Genomic DNA, 18,001 nt, shown 5'->3' with positions numbered 1-18,001 from the left:
AAAAAAAATTATGTAATCTATAATTTTATTTGTAAAATATAAAAATATTATTATATAATTAATAATTTCTATGATATCATAAATAAAAAATATATTATATCATATATTTAATAACTGAACTATTATATATATTCATGTTAATAAAAATAAAATATATTCAATATCTCCTGCAAACTATACAAATAAACAAAATTACTATTTAGATAAAAAATATCTTTACAAATTATTTTTAAATAAAAATAATAAATATATCTATTTAATAATTTTTTTATTATATCAAATATAAAATAACAACGTTGCTATTAATATATTGAAAAATAATTTGTATTTAAAATAACAATATTTCTTACATTTTATATAGAATAATATTTTTAATATCATCAAAAATATTATAAATAATTTTATATACGTCCGTAGCTCAGTTGGTTAGAGTATCACCATGACAAGGTGAAGGTCGGTGGTTCAAATCCACTCGGACGTACCATATTATTAAAAAATAAATATTTTACGAAAAATAATAAGTGATATAAATCATGATAAAAGAATTAGAAAAAATGTTGTATAAAAAAAAATATTTTTTAATATGTTATAGCGGAGGATTAGATTCTACAGTTCTTTTACATCTGTTATTAAAATTAAAAAAAACAAAAAAAATTTTTTTCCGTGCGATACATATTAACCATAAATTAAATATTAATTCTGACAATTGGAGCGATCATTGCAAAAAAGAATGTAAAAAATATAACGTTCCTATTGTTATAAAAAATGTTAATCTTAATTTAAAAAAAAATAATATAGAATCAAAAGCCAGATCCATGAGATATAAAGAAATATATAAAAATCTACTACCTAAAGAAATAATATTAACAGCTCATAATTTAAATGATCAATGTGAAACTTTTTTATTAGCTTTAAAAAGAGGAAGTGGACCAAAAGGTCTTTCTAGTATGTCCACTTACAAAAAAATAGATAATATAATCCATATTAGACCGTTATTACAAATAGATCGAAACACATTAGAAAAATGGGCTAAAAAAAATAAATTAAAATGGATAGAAGATAACAGTAACTGGGATACAAATTACGATCGTAATTTTTTAAGAAGAAAAATAATACCGATATTAAAAGAAAGATGGCCAAAATTTATAAAAAATTGTACACGGAGTGCCAAAATTTGTAGTGAACAAGAAGAAGCGTTAAATTATTTTACAACTGATATTATAAAAAAAACAGTATGCACAGATAAAACATTAAATATTACTAATCTTAAATATCTAAAAAAAGAAATACTTAATATCATTTTAAGACATTGGATCTCTTTACATCACGTTAATATGCCTTCCTATAAAGGACTATATAAAATATTCACAGATATTATTAATAGCAAAAAATCTGCATCACCTAAAATAAGTTTTAAAAAATATGAAATTAGAAGATATAGAAAAAAATTATATTTATTAAAACCAATTTTACCTTCCTTAAAAAATAGAATAATTTTTTGGCATAAAACTCAAACATCTTTAGCACTTCCCAATCAATTAGGATATGTAACTCAAGATAAAATGGGAGTTAAATTACCTAGTCCAGAAAAAAAAGAATTGGTCAACATTCGTTTTCAAGCTAATGGTAGCTTCCTTATTGAAGGACAAAAACACAAAAAAAAATTAAAAAAAATATGGCAATTACTAAATATACCAATATGGCAAAGAGAAAATATTCCCTTATTATTTTATAATAATCGTTTCATTGGTGCTCTTGGTATTTTTACCATAAAAAATAAAAACATTAAAGTATATCACTATTGGTATTTATCTTGGTGTAACTATATTACTAAACAATAAAACAATAAAATATCCAAAATTTTTAGAAAAGAATTAAATTTTATACATATACTAAAACATTTCATGTGACTATAATTTAATTTTATTGATATCAATCCTTTTATATAAAATTTTAAATTTAGAGATAGTGTGATTTAATAAAGGTTTTTTTATACCTTTCCAATCTAATTTTATTTTTAAAAAAAATTCTGATTTCTCTGCTAAAGATGGTGTTACCGGTTTTAACCAAGTCATAATTACCCTAAATAAATTTACTCCCATAGATGCAATCATATGTAATTGATTATATTTTTCATTGGATAATGTCCATGGTTTTTGATCATTTATATATTTATTAGCAACATCTGACAATATCATAATTTTTTTCATAGCTAAAGAAAATTCACGATTATTAAAAAGATCCTCTATATTTTTAGATTCAGAAATAAATCTCATATATAATTCTATATCACTTAATTGATCAGAAAGTTTTCCAAAAAAAATTTTATTGATAAAACTAGCGCTACGTGAAGCTAAATTAACAACTTTATTTACAATATCTGTATTAACTTTTTCTACTAATTGATAAATATTAAATTCAATATCTTGAATATTATTAGATAATTTACATGCATAATAATATCGTAAACTATCTGAATCTAAATATTTTAACCAATCTGATGCTAATATATAATCATTTTTAGATTTTGATAATTTATTTCCACGAATGGTCACATAACCATGTACAAAAATCTTTGTAGGTTTACGGAATCCAGTTGCTTCTAATATTGCTGGCCAAAACAAAGTATGAAAATAAATAATATCTTTGCCAATAAAATGATATAACTCACAATCGGAATTTCTGTTCCAAAATTCATCAAAATTTAAATTTGTTCTTTTTTTACAAAGGTTTTTAAACGTACTCATGTAACCAACGGGAGCATCTAGCCAAACATAAAAATATTTATTTAAATAATTTAAAATTTTGAATCCAAAATAAGGTTCATCTCTAGATATATCCCATTGTTTTAAACCAATTTTAAACCATTCCTTAGTTTTATTTAAAACATATTTATCTAATACTCCAGAAAAAATCCATTTTTTTAGAAAATCACTAAAAAATGGTAAATTAAAAAACAAATGAACAGAAGTACGTACTATAGGAATAGAATTAGATAAAACAGATAGAGGATTAATTAAATTTATAGCCGCATAAACAGTACCGCATACTTCACAATGATCCCCATATTGATTTTCAGATTTGCAAGAAGGACAAAATCCTTTTACAAAACGATCAGGTAAAAAAATTTTCTCTTTATCATCATATAACTGAGAAATAGTACGTTCCTTAATATAACCACTACTATTTAATAAATTATATATTTTTTGTACTAAATCGTAATTTTCTTTACTATGTGTTGAATAATAATTATCATAAGATATTTGAAAACTTGAAAAATCATATTTATGTTCTTTATAAATTTTAAAAATTAATTCTTCAGGTAAAATGTTTTGTTTTTTTGATTTTAACATTACAGCTGTACCATGAGCGTCATCAGCACAAATAAACCATACTTCATGACCTATCATTCGATTATAACGAACCCAAATATCAGCTTGAATATGCTCTAATAAATGACCAAGATGAATAGAACCATTTGAATACGGTAATGCACAAGTTACTAACATCTTTTTTTTTAAAAAACTCATTTTAAAATCTCTCAGAAAAATACTGTAATAAAAATATATATAAATTATATCAATAATTAATTTAATCTTAAAAATCTTACCACCTTCAACATCTTATAATTTAAATATATACACTCATCACAATTATTATAAAAAAAAGAATTTATATTTATATCCATAAAATTAGATATAAAATATTTAAATTAAACATCAAAATTAATTTGTTAACATCAAAAAATTATAAAACTTTTCTTTCTACCCAAAATTTATAAATTTAAATCGATCATTACCTAAATTAGTTCAAAATAATCCTAAACTCTAAAAAAACTAAACTTTTATAAATTTTATAACCGTAAAAATAATACCTAATACCAAAATAATTATCTTTAAAAAAATATATCGAAATAAAAATTTTATAACTCGTAATGAAATCTTAAAAATCTAATTTTTTACATTCACTAAAATTTACACATTGTTTATTTTTTTGTTACTAAAATAAATAAATTTTAACGTAAATTAAAAATATCATGATTAATAGTTTCACTATGAAAAATAAAAATACTAAATTTATTAATCAAATATTCAATATCATTAATCAATAATTGTAAAAAAATTTACATATATTATACAAAATCACTTTAAAAATAATCTTTATAAAAACTACTTTATATTTTATTTTTTAATATAAAAAAAAATTAATATTTTTATTTAGCTAAAATAAGATATTATCTTGTTAATCTTTTTAGTACCTGAGTCTATATTTATCTCTGGTACTAAAGAATAAAAATATTAATTATTCAATACGTGTCGTAAATATATTTCATTAAATATATTTAATATTTTTATCAGAATATTTTTATTCCAACCAATTAGTATGAAAAAAACCATCTCTATCGATACGTCTATACATATGAGCTCCAAAATAATCTCTTTGTGCTTGCAGTAAATTAGCTGGCAAAATAGCTGTTCTATAACTATCATAATAAGCAATCGCAGCAGAAAACGTTGGAATAGGAATTCCATTAATTACAGCATAAGATACAACACTCCGAAGAGAATTTTGATATTCATTAGCAATATTTTTAAAATATGGAGTTAATAATAAATTAACAATATCATTTTTTTCTACATATGCATCAGTAATTTTTTGTAAAAACTTAGCTCGGATAATACATCCTGCACGAAATATTTTTGCTATTTTTCCATATGATAAATTCCATTTATATTTTTTAGAAGCCGATTTAAGTTGAGAAAAACCTTGAGCATAAGATATAATTTTCCCTAAATATAAAGCTTTTCTTAATTTTTCAATAAAATCTTTTTTATTTAAAGATAATTTATTTATTTCAGGTCCAGATAAAACTGTTGAAGCATAGACTCGTTGTTCCTTAAGAGCAGAAATATAACGCGAAAAAACAGACTCTGTAATCAAAGAAAGTGGTTCTTCTAAATCTAAAGCACTTTTACTAATCCATTTACCTGTTCCTTTATTATCTGCATGATCTAAAATTAAATCTATTAAATATTTTCCTGAACCATCTTTTTTCTTAAATATTTCTTTAGTGATGCTAATTAAATAACTATTTAATTCACCTTTATTCCAATTATCAAATGTATTTTCTAATTCTTTATTACTCATTGATAAAATGTTTTTTAATAAAAAATATGTCTCTGATATTAATTGCATATCACTATATTCTATTCCATTATGAACCATTTTTACGTAATGACCAGCTCCATCAGGACCAATATAATCTACACAAGATTCTCGATCATTAGCTTTTGCTGCTATTTTTTTTAATATAGGAGATATTAAATCATAAGATTTTTTTTCTCCACCTAACATAATAGACGGTCCGTTTAATGCTCCATCTTCACCACCAGAAATACCTGCTCCAAAAAAGTTTAAACCTATTCGAGATAATTCACTACAACGTCGTATTGTATCTTTATAAAAAGAATTACCTCCATCGATAAGAATATCACCGATCTCAAGATGAGGAATAATAGACTCAATTGTTTCATCTGTTGGCAATCCTGCTTTTACCATAATCAAAATGCAACGAGGTTTTTTTAAGGAATTAACAAATTCTTTTATTGAAAAATATGGATAAATTCGTTTATCTATACTTTTTTGCATTAATTGATTTGTTTTTTCAGAAGAACGATTGAAAACAGAAACCGTATAATGATTTCTCTCTATATTTAGTGCTAAATTACTACCCATCACTGATAAACCTATAACACCAATATTATTTTTTAACATTTTCACTCCTATTTTCTAAAAATAAATATATAAATAATAATATATATTTTAATAATCAATAGATTTTTAAAAATTAATGAATTTTTTATTTAAATAAAAATATAAAAATAATATTATTATATAATTATAAAAGTAAATAAGAAATCTAAATAAAAATTAAATATAAAAATAATTAAATATTTAATGCTGTAACAAAAAAATTTTTATATCAAAATAAATACTATTTATTTCTTTTACGCAAATTAGATATTACCAAATTAAAATCTAAAGATTGATTTTGTAATAAAACCAGTAAATGGAATATCAAATCTGAAGATTCATTAATTAACTCTTCCCTGTCATTTGTCACAGCCGCAAGTGCAGTTTCTATACCTTCTTCAGCAACTTTTTGAGCTATCCTTTTAGTACCTGAAGAATATAAATTATTTGTATAAGAAAGATTCTTATTATTTTTTTTTCTCTTCTTTAAAATATTTTCCAAATAATATAAAAAAGTAAAATCTGGAATCATATAAGATACAAAACAGCTACTACGATCTAAATGACAAGTATTACCTTGTGGTATAACCAATATTAAAATAGAATCATAATCACAATCCAAACTGATATTAACTACTTTCAAATAATTACCTGAACTCTCTCCTTTAGTCCATAAACGTTTTTTTGTACGCGAATAAAAAGTAACTATTTTTTCCTGATTAGTTTTATCTAAAGCCTCTTTATTCATATATCCATGCATTAATATTTCACCAGATACACTATGTTGAATAATTGCTGGTAACATATCTCGAATTTTATTCCAATTAATTTTTAAATACGCTTTTTTATTTAACATTCTCGAATCACAATACCTTTATTTAATAAAAATTCTTTTAGTTCTCTTATTTTTATAATTCCTTTATGGAAAACTGAAGCAGCTAAAGCGCCATCTACGTTTGCATCATTAAATACATCATAAAAATGTTCAACTTTACCAGCTCCTCCAGAGGCAATTAAAGGAACTGTACATATTTCTCGTGCTCGATTTAATAAACGTATATCATAACCACAACACATTCCATCTTGATTCATCATATTTAAAACGATTTCCCCAGCACCAAGTGTTTGTACTTTTTCTATCCATCTAAAAGTATCCAATTCTGTTTTAAATATTTTATTTTCATCTCCTGTATATTGATATACTTGATAAATATCTTTTTTTTTATCAAACCAAGAATCAATTCCTACTACTACACATTGTGCTCCGAAACGATCTGATATTCTGCTTATTAAACTAGAATCTTTTATTGCAGGTGAATTAATAGAAACTTTATCAGCTCCAAACTTAAGGATATTTACTACGTCATTTATACTATTAATTCCTCCTGCTACACAGAATGGAATATCAATTACTTCTGCAATTTTTTCTATCCATTTTTTATCCACTAATCTATTAGTAGGTGAGGCAGTAATATCATAAAAAACCAATTCATCAGCACCTTCTTTCGCATAATATTTAGCTAACGGAATTATATCACCCATAATTTTATGATTACGAAATTGTATACCTTTAACTACTAAACCATCTTTGACATCCAAGCAAGGAATTATGCGTTTTGCCAACATTGAATTGCCTCTGATATAGTAAATTTATTTTCTAACAAACCTCGTCCTATCACTATTCCATATATTCCACATGATTTAAGACAAGAAATGTCATGCAACGTACTTACTCCACCTGAAGATTGAAATTTAATATGTTTAAATAAACTTGATATTTCTTTATATAAAACAAAATTAGGACCTAATAGAGTACCATCTTTAGATATATCTGTACACAAAACATGTTCCAATCCCACTTCAGAAAATTCATTAATAATATCTTCTAAAATTAATTTAGAGTAATTTTGCCAACCATTAATTAAAACTTCTTTTTCATTCTTTTCGTTAATTAAAACATCTAAAGCAAGAACAATTGCATTTCCACCATAAACATTAAACCATTTTTTTACCTCTTTTGGGTTTATAATTGCAGAAGAACTAATAACTACTCTTTTAACTCCTGCTCGAAATAACACTTCAATATCCTTTTCCGTTCTAATACCACCACCAATTTGTAAAGGTATATTAACTTTGGCTAATATTTGTTTTAATAACTGAATCTGCCTATGATTAGGATCCTTAGCTCCATTAAGATCTACTAAATGAACAATTTTAATTTCTTGAATATCATGATAGTTTAATAATTTATTATAAATATCATCTTTATAATATTTTATTTTAGAATAATTACCTTGATACAATCGCACAATTTTAGAATTCATTAAATCTATTGCCGGAATTATCATAATATTATATCTCTAAAAAATTTTTTATTAATTGTGCACCAGATTCACCTGATTTTTCAGGATGAAATTGTACTCCTAAAAAATTATTCTTTTTAACAATAGCACTAAAAAATGTTCCATAATATGAACTTGCTATTGTATACTTGTTAATTTCTACAGCATAACTATGTACAAAGTAAAATCGAGATTTATTCCTGATATTTCTAAATAATGTTGAATTATTATTTATTATAATTTCATTCCATCCTGTATGAGGTATAGATAACTTATCCACTTTTAACTTGGATACAACAGTATCAATAACGTTTAACATTTTAAGACCTTGACATTCTTGACTATATGAACATAACAGTTGCATTCCGAGACAAATACCCATCACAGGTTTTGTAAAATTTTTAATAATTTTAATTAAATTGGATAAATGTAATTGTTGCATAGCTGTCTTAGGTGTTCCTACTCCAGGTAAAAATAGTTTATCTGCATTTAATATAAGATTTATTTCTCTAGTTATAATAGGATTATAACCTAATCTTTGTATAGCATATCTTAAAGAATACAAATTAGCACAACCAGTATCGATTATTATAATATTCATTATAAAATTCCTTTCGAACTAAATATTTTATTTCCTTCTATACGAATAGCTTCTTTTAATACTCTTCCAAAAACTTTAAAAATACTTTCAATTTGATGATGATCATTATTACCTGATGAACGAATATGCACTGTGCTTTTCATTGCATAAGATAATGAGTAAAAAAAATGTTCAACCATATCTGTAGTCATATCTCCTACAGATTGATTTTTAAATTGAGCTTGAAAATTTAAATAAGGACGTCCTGAAATATCCAAAATGCATGTTGCCACACTTTCATCCATTGGCAAAGAAAATCCATATCTATTAATTCCAATTTTATTACCTAATGCTTTCAACAAAGACTGACCTAAACATATCCCGGTATCTTCTATAGTATGATGATCATCAATACAAATATCTCCTTTTGCAAGAATATTCATAGAAATACCGCTGTGAACAGAAATTTGTTCTAACATATGATTAAAAAACATTAATCCAGTATCGATATTACTTTTATTTTTTTTATCCAACCAAACTTCGACATGAATTTCAGTTTCTCTTGTCTTACGAAAAACTTTAGCAAATCTATTATTTGAAATAATCTTTTTTGCTATTTTAGACCAATTAAAATTATTTCTATTATATAAAATTCCTTTGATACCCATATTATCTGCTAATTCTATATCCGTTTGTCTATCACCTATTACATAACTGACTTCTTTTTTTAAAGAATTATCATTTAACCAAGGTTTGACCATTTCTATTTTAGGTTTTCTGCAACAACAACGATCATGTACGTTATGAGGACATATTAAAATATTATCGAAAGTAATACCTTGAGATTTAAATATTTCTAGCATAAATTTATGGGGTTTTTCAAAAGAAGAATATGGAAAATTATCTGTTCCTAAACCATCTTGATTAGTAATCATAACAAATCTATAACTATATTTTTTTAATGATAATAAAGCAGATATCACTTTTGGCTCTAATATAATTTTTTCAATACTGTCTATTTGATAATTTGTTTCTGGTTCAGAAATGAGAGTACCATCACGATCAATAAATAAAACTTTTTCAGGCATAAATTTATCCTTTACTGTTTGTAACAAATAATTTTAATACATTTATTAACTTTAAACATTCATTAAAATTACCTATTGATATACGTATACATTCATTCAAGAATATTTTAAAATTCTGATTTCTAACAATAATTCCCTGTTCCCAAAGAAAAAGAAAAATTTTATCAGCATTAATAAAATGTACCAAAATATAATTACTATCACTTTTAAAAATTTTTTTAACATATTTAATTTTTTTTAATTCTTTGATCAACCACATTTTATTAGAACATAATTCTAATACTCTATTTTTCATTATACCAATATTTTTTTTAGATAAAGCTTGATAGGCTATATCAGTTACTGGTGTTGGCAATGGATAAGGAGCAATTACTCTAGATAAAATACGAATAATTTCTGTATTAGCCAACACAAAACCACAACGTAATCCTGCTAAAGCAAATGCTTTTGATAGTGTTCTTAAAATTACCAAATTAGGATAATTTTGTAACCAAGAAACAATACTTTTGTTTTCACAAAATTCAATATAAGCTTCATCTACTATTACCAATGCAGTATTGGAAAAAATTTTCAAAATAAGAAAAATATCTTGACTATGAATAATATTTCCTGTTGGATTATTAGGACTACAAATATAAATTAACTTTACTCCAATATTTTTTTTTTCAATAGATTTAACATCTAATTGCCAATTCTTTAACATTGGAATACTGCACACTTTTACACCGAATATATTGGCATTAATAACATACATATCATAAGTAGGAGGACAATAAATAATTGAATCTATTTTAGGTTCACAAAAAGCACGCATTAATAATTCTATTCCTTCATCAGCTCCACGTGTCACTAATATATTATTGGATGATATTCCAACATAATCAGCATATCTCATAATTAATGATTTAGGTTGAGGTTCAGGATAACGATTAAAATAAGTTTCTTGCAAAGTAAACTGATTCGACATAGGAGACTCATTTGCATTTAACCATACTTCTCCTTTTCCACCAATTTTACGAGCTGACTGATAGGGAACTAATTTCTGTATATTTTTACGAACTAAATTTATAATTTTTAGTTTCATTTTTTCCCTTTTATAAAATCGAGTCGTAATTTTATAGAATTACTATGAGCTTCCATTTTTTCTATATTAGACAAAGTTAAAACAGTAGATGAAATATTTAAAAATCCTTCTTTCGTTAATGTTTGCACATTAATTCTTTTTTGAAAATCTATTAAACTTAAACCTGAATATACAGAGGCACATCCATAAGTAGGTAAAACATGATTGGGTCCTGAAGCATAATCTCCTACTGTTTCTGAAGACCATTGACCTAGAAATATGGAACCAGCATTAATAATATCACATAACAAATCTTGAGCGTTAACAGTATTAATTATTAAATGTTCAGGTGCATATAAATTAGAAATATTAATACATTCTAATAAATCATGTGTAAAAATGATAAAACTTTTAGATAATGATTTTTTTATTAAATCTGATCTGGGTAGTTGAAACAATTGATTTTCTAACTCTTTAAGCACTAAATTAATTAATTTTAAACTAGGAGTTAATAAAATTACTTGAGAATTAGGTCCATGTTCTGCTTGAGCTAATAAATCTGAAGCAACAAAAACAGGATTAGATTTAGCATCAGCAATCACTAACACTTCTGAAGGACCTGCTAACATATCAATAGCCAAATTATCTAATAATTGATTTACTTGCCTTTTAGATTCAGTAACATATTCGTTACCAGGTCCAAATATTTTATTCACTTTAGGGATTTCATTTGTACCAAAAGCCAAAGCAGCAATTGCTTGCGCTCCACCAATTTCAAATATCTTATGTACACCACATACATCTGCTGCATACAAAATTTCATCAGTAATAGGAGGTGGAGAACAAAGAATAATATTCGAACATCCAGCAATTTTCGCAGGTACTGATAGCATTAATACTGTCGATACTAAAGGAGCGTAACCACCTGGAATATATAATCCTACCGATTCTATTGGTCTGATTAACTGTTGACAATAAATACCAGGTTGTACTTCGATAGAAATTGAATCCATTTTTTGTGCTAAATGAAAATATTCAATGTTTTTTATTGCTGATAAAATAGCATTTTTTTTATTTTGACTTACATTATAATGAGATCCAGAGATTTTATCTCGACTAATTGCAAAATTATCTATATTCATATTATCAAATATTTGCGAATATTTTTTTAATGCTACATCTCCTAATATTCTAACATCTGAAATTATTTTTTTTACTGATTCTTTTATTTTATTAGATCGGGAAAAAACTGGTCTGATAAAAATTTTATTTTTTTCAAAAAAACTTAATTCTTCCCAATTAATTATTTTTAAAATATTTTTCACAAAGTTTACTCCATCATTTTCTCAATAGGTAAGACTAAAATTGAACTAGCACCTAAAGATTTTAATTTCTCCATAGTTTCCCAAAATAAAGTTTCGCTACTTACCATATGCATTGCAACTTTAGTTTTATCTCCTGCTAACTTTAATACCGTTGGTTTTTCTGCTCCATGTAATAAAGAAACTACTTCTTCTAATTTACAAATAGGAGCATGTAACATTATATATTTAGATCCCCTAGCTTTGATTACTCCTTGAATACGAGTCATTAATTTACTAATAATTTCTTTTTTAAAATCTGAGAGAAGACCTGGACGACATACTAAACATGCGTTAGATTTATAAATTACTTCTACTTCTTGTAATCCATTAGCTTCTAATGTGGCTCCTGTAGAAACTAAATCACATACAGCATCAGCTAAACCTGCCCGCGGTGCTACTTCTACAGAACCATTTAACATACAAACTTTAAATAAAATACTTCTCTTATCAAGATATTTTTTTAATAAATGAGGATATGAAGTAGCTATTCTCATGTTACTTAAATTCTTAATATTTTTATATTTTTCATTTATCGGTATAGCCAAAGATAATCTACAAATACCAAAATCAAGACGTTTTAAAATAGTATAAAAACCATTTCGCAACTGAGCTTGACGACTTAGCAATTCTTCTTCTAAAACATTTTCTCCTACAATACCCAAATCTACTACCTCATCCATAATTAAACCTGGAATATCATCATCACGAACTCTCATAACGTCAATAGGCATGTTTTCAGCAAAAGCAATTAAACGTTGTTGATTTAAATTGATTTTTAAACCACATCTAGTTAATAATTTTCTAGAATCATCACTAAGTCTACCACTTTTTTGCATAGCTATTCGTAAACGATTATTATTTATCATTAATTAAATCCCATTTTTATAAATTATTGATAAATGAGAGCATTTAATTTAAAAAATCTTAAGTGACTAAAAAGATTTTTTAAATTAAATGCTCTCATTTATCAATAATTTATAAAAAAGAATATAAACTTTATCATAAAATAATTTATTTGAAACATAATAGTAAATAATACTAATTATAATATATATATTTTAATAAATAATACCTATTAAAAAATCATTAAAATAAATTTATAAATACTAAAGATCAAATTTTTCACTAAAAAATATATTTTATGCTTAAATACTAAAAATATAACATAAATTATCCCTTGCAGGAATTGAACCTGCAACTAACTCTTAGGAGGAGTTTATTATGTCCATTTAACTAAAGGGATAAGATAACAAATGTAATTATCTCACCATTTTACATACATGAAAATAATATTCTATTGTTCTAAAAATAATTTTATAGAAAATACAACATCGAACATTAAAAATATATTCTTATATACTCATTTTTAATATAAAAATATAACTTTTTCAATATTAATAAAATAAAAAAATATGTCTATATTACACAAATTATAAACCATAAAAAATTTACATTACTTACTTAAAATATAATATTTATATTATCATATGTAATATTAATTATAAAATAATTAATATTACATATTTCAGACTAAAATAAATATGTTATAAAAATAACATTTTATATTTAAAAATATTTTCTACAAAAAATGTTATTAATAATTTAAATTAATAACTATAAAAAATAATTAAATGTATCACTTTGTACAATATTTTTATTTTAAAAATATTTTAAAAATAAAAAATTAACTATTCATAATATAGTTATATTTTATATAATAAGCATATTTTAAATACATTTGATCCTTTAAAAAAATATAAATTTTAAAAATTATAAAAAATTTTTACTAAAAATAAATATGATTTAATTTTTATCTATTTCAATTAAAAAAATAATAGCAGCTCCATTTCCAAATACTTTTGATGAACGATAAAATGCTATTATATCAGGATGTTTAGATAACCATAAAGGAGTTTCTTGTTTTAAAATATGTTTACCATGACCATGTATAATTCCTGCACAAAAAAAATGTTTTTCTCTACAAATAGCTATTAATTTCCCTAATTCTCTCTTTGCTTCATATCGTGTTAAACCATGTAAATCAAGAAAAATATCAGGATTATATTTCCCTTTTTTTAAATCATATAACTCCTTTTTATTAGTATCGTTACGTACATAACACCCTGAACCATCATTTATTTTAGTCTGTAAACTATATGATGAAAAATAATGAGCATGCGCTTCTGCTTCATGAATTTTCCTTCTTAAAAAATTACAATTTCCTTGTTTACTGATCCGAGAATGATATATAGTATCTTGTACTATTTTTTTTGTTCCATTAATAAACTGATTAAAAATAAAATTATCTTCGAAGATAATAGAACTACTTTTACTCATAATTTTAAATCACTAAAATAATAATTACCTATAAAATCTATATTCTGATTTAAAATAAACTATAATTTTAGCAATACCTCCTTATTTAATAAATAGATATTATTCAAGATAATTTGTAAACAGCTAAAAAGTCAATAAAATATTTACATTATATATTATTTAACCTATTGACACCGAAACAACAAAAATAATTATATAATAAAATATTATATTATATAAAAAATATAAAAAATCAGTCTTATACACTTATTGAAAATATTTAACTTTACTTTTATCAAATTAACTAATTATCAAATCCATACTTTAAATTATAATTTTATCATCTAAAAATATAAGGAAAATACATGGCTGGAAACAAAATTGGAAAAATGTTTACCATAACTACATTTGGAGAATCACATGGCCCTTCATTAGGTTGTATTATAGATGGTATTCCTCCTGGATTCCCATTATCTACTGATGATTTACAAAAAGAACTAAATCGTAGAAAACCAGGAAAATCAAAATATACAACCCAACGTCGTGAAAAAGATCAAATTAATATTCTGTCAGGTATATTTAATGGAGTAACTACCGGAACAAGTATGGGATTAATGATCAATAACACCGATCAACGTTCACAAGATTATGAAAAAATTAAAAATATATTTAGACCTGGACATGCGGATTATACTTACGAGAAAAAATATGGACTAAGAGATTACAGAGGAGGAGGAAGATCATCTGCTCGAGAAACAACTATGAGAGTTGCTGCTGGAGCAATAGCAAAAAAATATCTTAATTTAAAATATAAAATAAAAATAAGAGGATATTTATCTCAATTAGGTAACATTCCATGTAAATTTCAATCTTGGCAAGAAGTAGAAAATAATGATTTTTTTTGCCCCAATATTCATCAAGTTCCTGTTCTCGAAAATTATATGAAAAAATTAAAAAAAGAACATGATTCTATAGGAGCAAAAATAATAATAATAGCCCATAACGTTCCCATCGGATTAGGAGAACCAGTTTTTGATAGACTAGATGCAGATCTTGCCCACGCGCTTATGAGTATAAATGCAGTAAAAGGTATAGAAATCGGAGACGGATTTTCTGTAATTACTCAAAAAGGTAGCCAACATCGAGACGAAATAAATAAGAAAGGTTTTATAACTAATCATGCAGGTGGAATTTTAGGAGGAATCAGTAACGGAGAGAATATCGTTGCTAAAATAGCATTAAAACCAACATCTAGTATAGGTATTCCAGGAAATACTATAAATAATTTAAATGAAGAAGAAAAAATTGTTGTAAAAGGACGCCATGATCCCTGTGTCGGTCTAAGAGCAGTTCCAATAGCAGAAGCAATGGTAGCTATAGTTTTAATGGATCATTTACTAAGATATCGTGGACAATGCAGTAATGACAATTTACTTAGTAAAAAAAATATTTAATATTATTAAATAATTTGCTACTAAATTTAAAATTTTAGTAGCATCAAATCTTATATCTGTATTTATTTTACTTATTGAAGATATTTTAATATAATTAAATGATGAATTTCCACTTTAAAATTTTTAAAAATTTTTTCAATCTTACCTAGTTCATTAATTAAAAAAGTAGTACGATGTATTCCATAATATTTCTTTCCCATGAATTTTTTTTCTCCCCATACCCCGAAATTATTACTAACTACATGTTCCTTATCTGACAATAATGTAAAATCTAGCATCTCTTTTTCCGAAAAACGTAATAATTTATCAGGTGTATCAATACTAATTCCTAAAATTTCAACATTAAATTTCTTGAAACTTTCTATGTGATCTCTTAAATTACACGCTTGTATTGTACAACTAGGAGTCATAGCTTTAGGATAAAAATACATTAAAACTTTTTTTCCAAGATAATCAATTAAATTAACTAATTGATTATCTTGATCAAGTAAAATACATTCAGGAGCAAAATCTCCTGGGTGAAGTTTATTCATTCTATGTCCTTATTTATTTTTATTAATATTATTTATATTTTCATTAAAAAATGGGATTGTTACATAAAAGTATTTTTTATTATTAAAATAATACTTTCTAAAATATCTATCTGAATAAAATTATTTTTTAATACATAAAACATAATCATATTCAAAGAATATCAATTTAATTATTTTAAAAGATAAGATATGATCTTATATTATAATAAAAAGTAAAATTTATTTTTAAAAAATAAATATAAATATCTGTACTAGCGAAAAAAAAAAATGTTATATAAAACAAATATATTAAAATAATTTTTATTTAATATCTCTACGAAAATCAAATTAAAAAATACTTAAATTTATTATATAATTCTATAACAGCAACTTTTCTATAGTCATTAAATATCATTATTTTAAAGAGAGAAAATAAAATGTTTAAAGGAAGCATAGTAGCTTTAATTACACCAATGGATGAAAAAGGAAAAATTTGTCAACAAAGCTTAAAAAAATTAATTAATTATCATATTAAAAATGGCACTTCGGCAATCGTTGCCGTTGGAACTACTGGAGAATCAGCTACACTGAATCCAGAAGAACATAGTCGTGTAATTATGCTAACTCTTGATTTAGCTGATGAAAGAATTCCTGTCATTGCAGGTACAGGATCTAATGCAACATCTGAAAGTATTTTATTAACTAAAAAATTCGAAAAATCAGGTATAAAAGCTTGTTTAACAGTAACTCCTTACTATAATAGACCTACTCAAGAAGGTCTATATCAACACTTTAAATCTATCTCTGAAAATAGCAATTTACCTCAAATTCTTTATAATGTTCCAGCTCGTACAGGATGTGATTTACTTCCTAAAACAGTAATTAAATTAGCCAAATTAAAAAATATAATAGGCATTAAAGAAGCTACTGGAGATTTGTCAAGAATTCATTTAATAAAACCATACGTTAAAGATGATTTCATAATTTTTAGTGGAGATGATGAAACAGCTTTAGATTTTATGCAGCTAGGCGGAAATGGAGTAATTTCAGTAACAGCTAACATTGCTGCATTAGAAATACAAAAAATATGTTCATTAGCATTAAAAAAAGATTTTAATGCTGCTCGTCTCATTAACCAACGTTTAATGCCCCTACATAAAGTACTATTTAAAGAACCAAATCCTATACCAGTTAAATGGGCAGCAAAAAAATTAGGATTGATAAAAACTGATACACTTCGTCTACCTATGACAAAAATTTCAAATTCTACAAAAACTATTTTAAAACAAATACTTGAAGACCTAAAATTGTACCCTTAAAAAATTATTACAATGCTTATTATATACTATAATTAAATTTTAATATAATTCTTATTACTTTTATAAAAATAAAATTTAACTGTAAAATCCATTAAAATTGATAATATAAAATTTTATTTTAAAAATAATCTAAAAAAATATTAATCCTAATATCTATATAATAAAAATTATTTATTATCTATTAACAACAGAGTATCATTTTGATACTC

The 18,001-nt window shown here is 24.3% G+C and carries 15 protein-coding genes and 2 tRNA genes; 4 read left to right on the top strand and 13 right to left on the bottom strand.

The window, feature by feature from the left end; genetic code table 11:
• The first annotated feature begins 407 nt into the window (after nucleotides 1-407).
• Together AB4W77_RS00520 and tilS are read left to right on the top strand one after the other, a co-directional pair.
• Nucleotides 408-484 (top strand) — tRNA-Val (locus tag AB4W77_RS00520).
• A 49-nt stretch (nucleotides 485-533) separates the two neighbouring features.
• Nucleotides 534-1,841: a tRNA lysidine(34) synthetase TilS gene (tilS, locus tag AB4W77_RS00515; RefSeq protein WP_367681532.1), complete on the top strand. Its 1,308-nt coding sequence runs from the start codon at nucleotides 534-536 to the stop codon at nucleotides 1,839-1,841.
• Between the two features lie 69 nt (nucleotides 1,842-1,910).
• Here tilS and metG read toward each other — a convergent pair whose 3' ends face one another.
• The 12 genes from metG to smrB all read right to left on the bottom strand — a co-directional run bounded on the left by metG (nucleotide 1,911) and on the right by smrB (nucleotide 14,528).
• Nucleotides 1,911-3,530 carry a methionine--tRNA ligase gene (metG, locus tag AB4W77_RS00510; RefSeq protein ID WP_367681531.1) on the bottom strand — a complete coding sequence of 540 codons (1,620 nt, stop codon included), beginning with the start codon at nucleotides 3,528-3,530 and terminating at the stop codon, nucleotides 1,911-1,913.
• An 835-nt stretch (nucleotides 3,531-4,365) separates the two neighbouring features.
• Entirely contained in the window at nucleotides 4,366-5,775 is a 1,410-nt protein-coding gene (gndA, locus tag AB4W77_RS00505) for an NADP-dependent phosphogluconate dehydrogenase (protein WP_367681530.1), read from the bottom strand.
• Nucleotides 5,776-5,995: 220 nt separating this feature from the next.
• The gene (gene hisIE, locus AB4W77_RS00500; RefSeq protein WP_367681529.1) at nucleotides 5,996-6,610 is read right to left on the bottom strand and encodes a bifunctional phosphoribosyl-AMP cyclohydrolase/phosphoribosyl-ATP diphosphatase HisIE; all 615 of its coding nucleotides are present in this window, start codon (nucleotides 6,608-6,610) and stop codon (nucleotides 5,996-5,998) included.
• Nucleotides 6,604-7,380: an imidazole glycerol phosphate synthase subunit HisF gene (hisF, locus tag AB4W77_RS00495; protein WP_367681528.1), complete on the bottom strand. Its 777-nt coding sequence runs from the start codon at nucleotides 7,378-7,380 to the stop codon at nucleotides 6,604-6,606. Before hisF ends, hisIE begins: the two co-directional genes overlap by 7 nt.
• Nucleotides 7,362-8,102 carry a 1-(5-phosphoribosyl)-5-[(5-phosphoribosylamino)methylideneamino]imidazole-4-carboxamide isomerase gene (hisA, locus tag AB4W77_RS00490; RefSeq protein ID WP_367681527.1) on the bottom strand — a complete coding sequence of 247 codons (741 nt, stop codon included), beginning with the start codon at nucleotides 8,100-8,102 and terminating at the stop codon, nucleotides 7,362-7,364. Before hisA ends, hisF begins: the two co-directional genes overlap by 19 nt.
• A 4-nt stretch (nucleotides 8,103-8,106) precedes the next feature.
• A complete protein-coding gene (hisH, locus tag AB4W77_RS00485) occupies nucleotides 8,107-8,697 on the bottom strand; it encodes an imidazole glycerol phosphate synthase subunit HisH (RefSeq protein WP_367681526.1) in 591 nt (196 codons plus the stop codon).
• Nucleotides 8,697-9,764, bottom strand: a complete 1,068-nt coding sequence (hisB, locus tag AB4W77_RS00480; protein WP_367681525.1) for a bifunctional histidinol-phosphatase/imidazoleglycerol-phosphate dehydratase HisB — start codon at nucleotides 9,762-9,764, stop codon at nucleotides 8,697-8,699. Before hisB ends, hisH begins: the two co-directional genes overlap by 1 nt.
• 4 nt (nucleotides 9,765-9,768) lie before the next feature.
• Nucleotides 9,769-10,848 (bottom strand): histidinol-phosphate transaminase, encoded by a 1,080-nt coding sequence (gene hisC / locus AB4W77_RS00475; RefSeq protein WP_367681524.1) that lies wholly within the window; start codon nucleotides 10,846-10,848, stop codon nucleotides 9,769-9,771.
• Entirely contained in the window at nucleotides 10,845-12,152 is a 1,308-nt protein-coding gene (gene hisD, locus AB4W77_RS00470; protein ID WP_367681523.1) for a histidinol dehydrogenase, read from the bottom strand. Before hisD ends, hisC begins: the two co-directional genes overlap by 4 nt.
• A 5-nt stretch (nucleotides 12,153-12,157) precedes the next feature.
• Complete coding sequence (gene hisG, locus AB4W77_RS00465) at nucleotides 12,158-13,057, bottom strand: ATP phosphoribosyltransferase (RefSeq protein WP_367681522.1); 900 nt, start codon at nucleotides 13,055-13,057, stop codon at nucleotides 12,158-12,160.
• A gap of 305 nt (nucleotides 13,058-13,362) precedes the next feature.
• A tRNA-Arg gene (locus tag AB4W77_RS00460) sits at nucleotides 13,363-13,434 on the bottom strand.
• Between the two features lie 560 nt (nucleotides 13,435-13,994).
• Nucleotides 13,995-14,528, bottom strand: coding sequence for an endonuclease SmrB (gene smrB, locus AB4W77_RS00455; protein ID WP_367681521.1), 534 nt, complete (start codon nucleotides 14,526-14,528; stop codon nucleotides 13,995-13,997).
• A gap of 344 nt (nucleotides 14,529-14,872) precedes the next feature.
• On the opposite strand from smrB, the gene aroC reads away from it, so the two are divergent.
• On the top strand, nucleotides 14,873-15,961 hold the full coding sequence (gene aroC / locus AB4W77_RS00450) for a chorismate synthase (RefSeq protein ID WP_367681520.1): 1,089 nt from the start codon (nucleotides 14,873-14,875) through the stop codon (nucleotides 15,959-15,961).
• 71 nt (nucleotides 15,962-16,032) lie between these two features.
• On the opposite strand, the gene bcp is transcribed toward aroC, so the two are convergent.
• Nucleotides 16,033-16,494 (bottom strand): thioredoxin-dependent thiol peroxidase, encoded by a 462-nt coding sequence (gene bcp, locus AB4W77_RS00445; protein ID WP_367681519.1) that lies wholly within the window; start codon nucleotides 16,492-16,494, stop codon nucleotides 16,033-16,035.
• Between the two features lie 416 nt (nucleotides 16,495-16,910).
• Here bcp and dapA point away from each other — a divergent pair, with 416 nt between their 5' ends.
• Nucleotides 16,911-17,792 (top strand): 4-hydroxy-tetrahydrodipicolinate synthase, encoded by an 882-nt coding sequence (gene dapA / locus AB4W77_RS00440; RefSeq protein ID WP_367681518.1) that lies wholly within the window; start codon nucleotides 16,911-16,913, stop codon nucleotides 17,790-17,792.
• Nucleotides 17,793-18,001: the final 209 nt, after the last annotated feature.

The sequence above is a fragment of the Buchnera aphidicola (Pemphigus immunis) genome, assembly GCF_964059115.1.
Taxonomy (GTDB): domain Bacteria; phylum Pseudomonadota; class Gammaproteobacteria; order Enterobacterales; family Enterobacteriaceae; genus Buchnera_C; species Buchnera_C aphidicola_C.
This window is presented reverse-complemented; position numbering and strand designations above follow the sequence as displayed.

What these genes read in the sequence shown, in the direction of transcription:
- bcp (WP_367681519.1), bottom strand. Translation starts at nt 16,494, where the DNA reads ATGAATAAACTTCACCCAGGAGATTTTGCTCCTGAATGTATTTTACTT.
- dapA (WP_367681518.1), top strand. Translation starts at nt 16,911, where the DNA reads ATGTTTAAAGGAAGCATAGTAGCTTTAATTACACCAATGGATGAAAAA.
- hisH (WP_367681526.1), bottom strand. Translation starts at nt 8,697, where the DNA reads ATGAATATTATAATAATCGATACTGGTTGTGCTAATTTGTATTCTTTA.
- hisIE (WP_367681529.1), bottom strand. Translation starts at nt 6,610, where the DNA reads ATGTTAAATAAAAAAGCGTATTTAAAAATTAATTGGAATAAAATTCGA.
- smrB (WP_367681521.1), bottom strand. Translation starts at nt 14,528, where the DNA reads ATGAGTAAAAGTAGTTCTATTATCTTCGAAGATAATTTTATTTTTAAT.
- gndA (WP_367681530.1), bottom strand. Translation starts at nt 5,775, where the DNA reads ATGTTAAAAAATAATATTGGTGTTATAGGTTTATCAGTGATGGGTAGT.
- hisA (WP_367681527.1), bottom strand. Translation starts at nt 8,102, where the DNA reads ATGATAATTCCGGCAATAGATTTAATGAATTCTAAAATTGTGCGATTG.
- hisC (WP_367681524.1), bottom strand. Translation starts at nt 10,848, where the DNA reads ATGAAACTAAAAATTATAAATTTAGTTCGTAAAAATATACAGAAATTA.
- hisG (WP_367681522.1), bottom strand. Translation starts at nt 13,057, where the DNA reads ATGATAAATAATAATCGTTTACGAATAGCTATGCAAAAAAGTGGTAGA.
- aroC (WP_367681520.1), top strand. Translation starts at nt 14,873, where the DNA reads ATGGCTGGAAACAAAATTGGAAAAATGTTTACCATAACTACATTTGGA.
- hisF (WP_367681528.1), bottom strand. Translation starts at nt 7,380, where the DNA reads ATGTTGGCAAAACGCATAATTCCTTGCTTGGATGTCAAAGATGGTTTA.
- tilS (WP_367681532.1), top strand. Translation starts at nt 534, where the DNA reads ATGATAAAAGAATTAGAAAAAATGTTGTATAAAAAAAAATATTTTTTA.
- hisB (WP_367681525.1), bottom strand. Translation starts at nt 9,764, where the DNA reads ATGCCTGAAAAAGTTTTATTTATTGATCGTGATGGTACTCTCATTTCT.
- metG (WP_367681531.1), bottom strand. Translation starts at nt 3,530, where the DNA reads ATGAGTTTTTTAAAAAAAAAGATGTTAGTAACTTGTGCATTACCGTAT.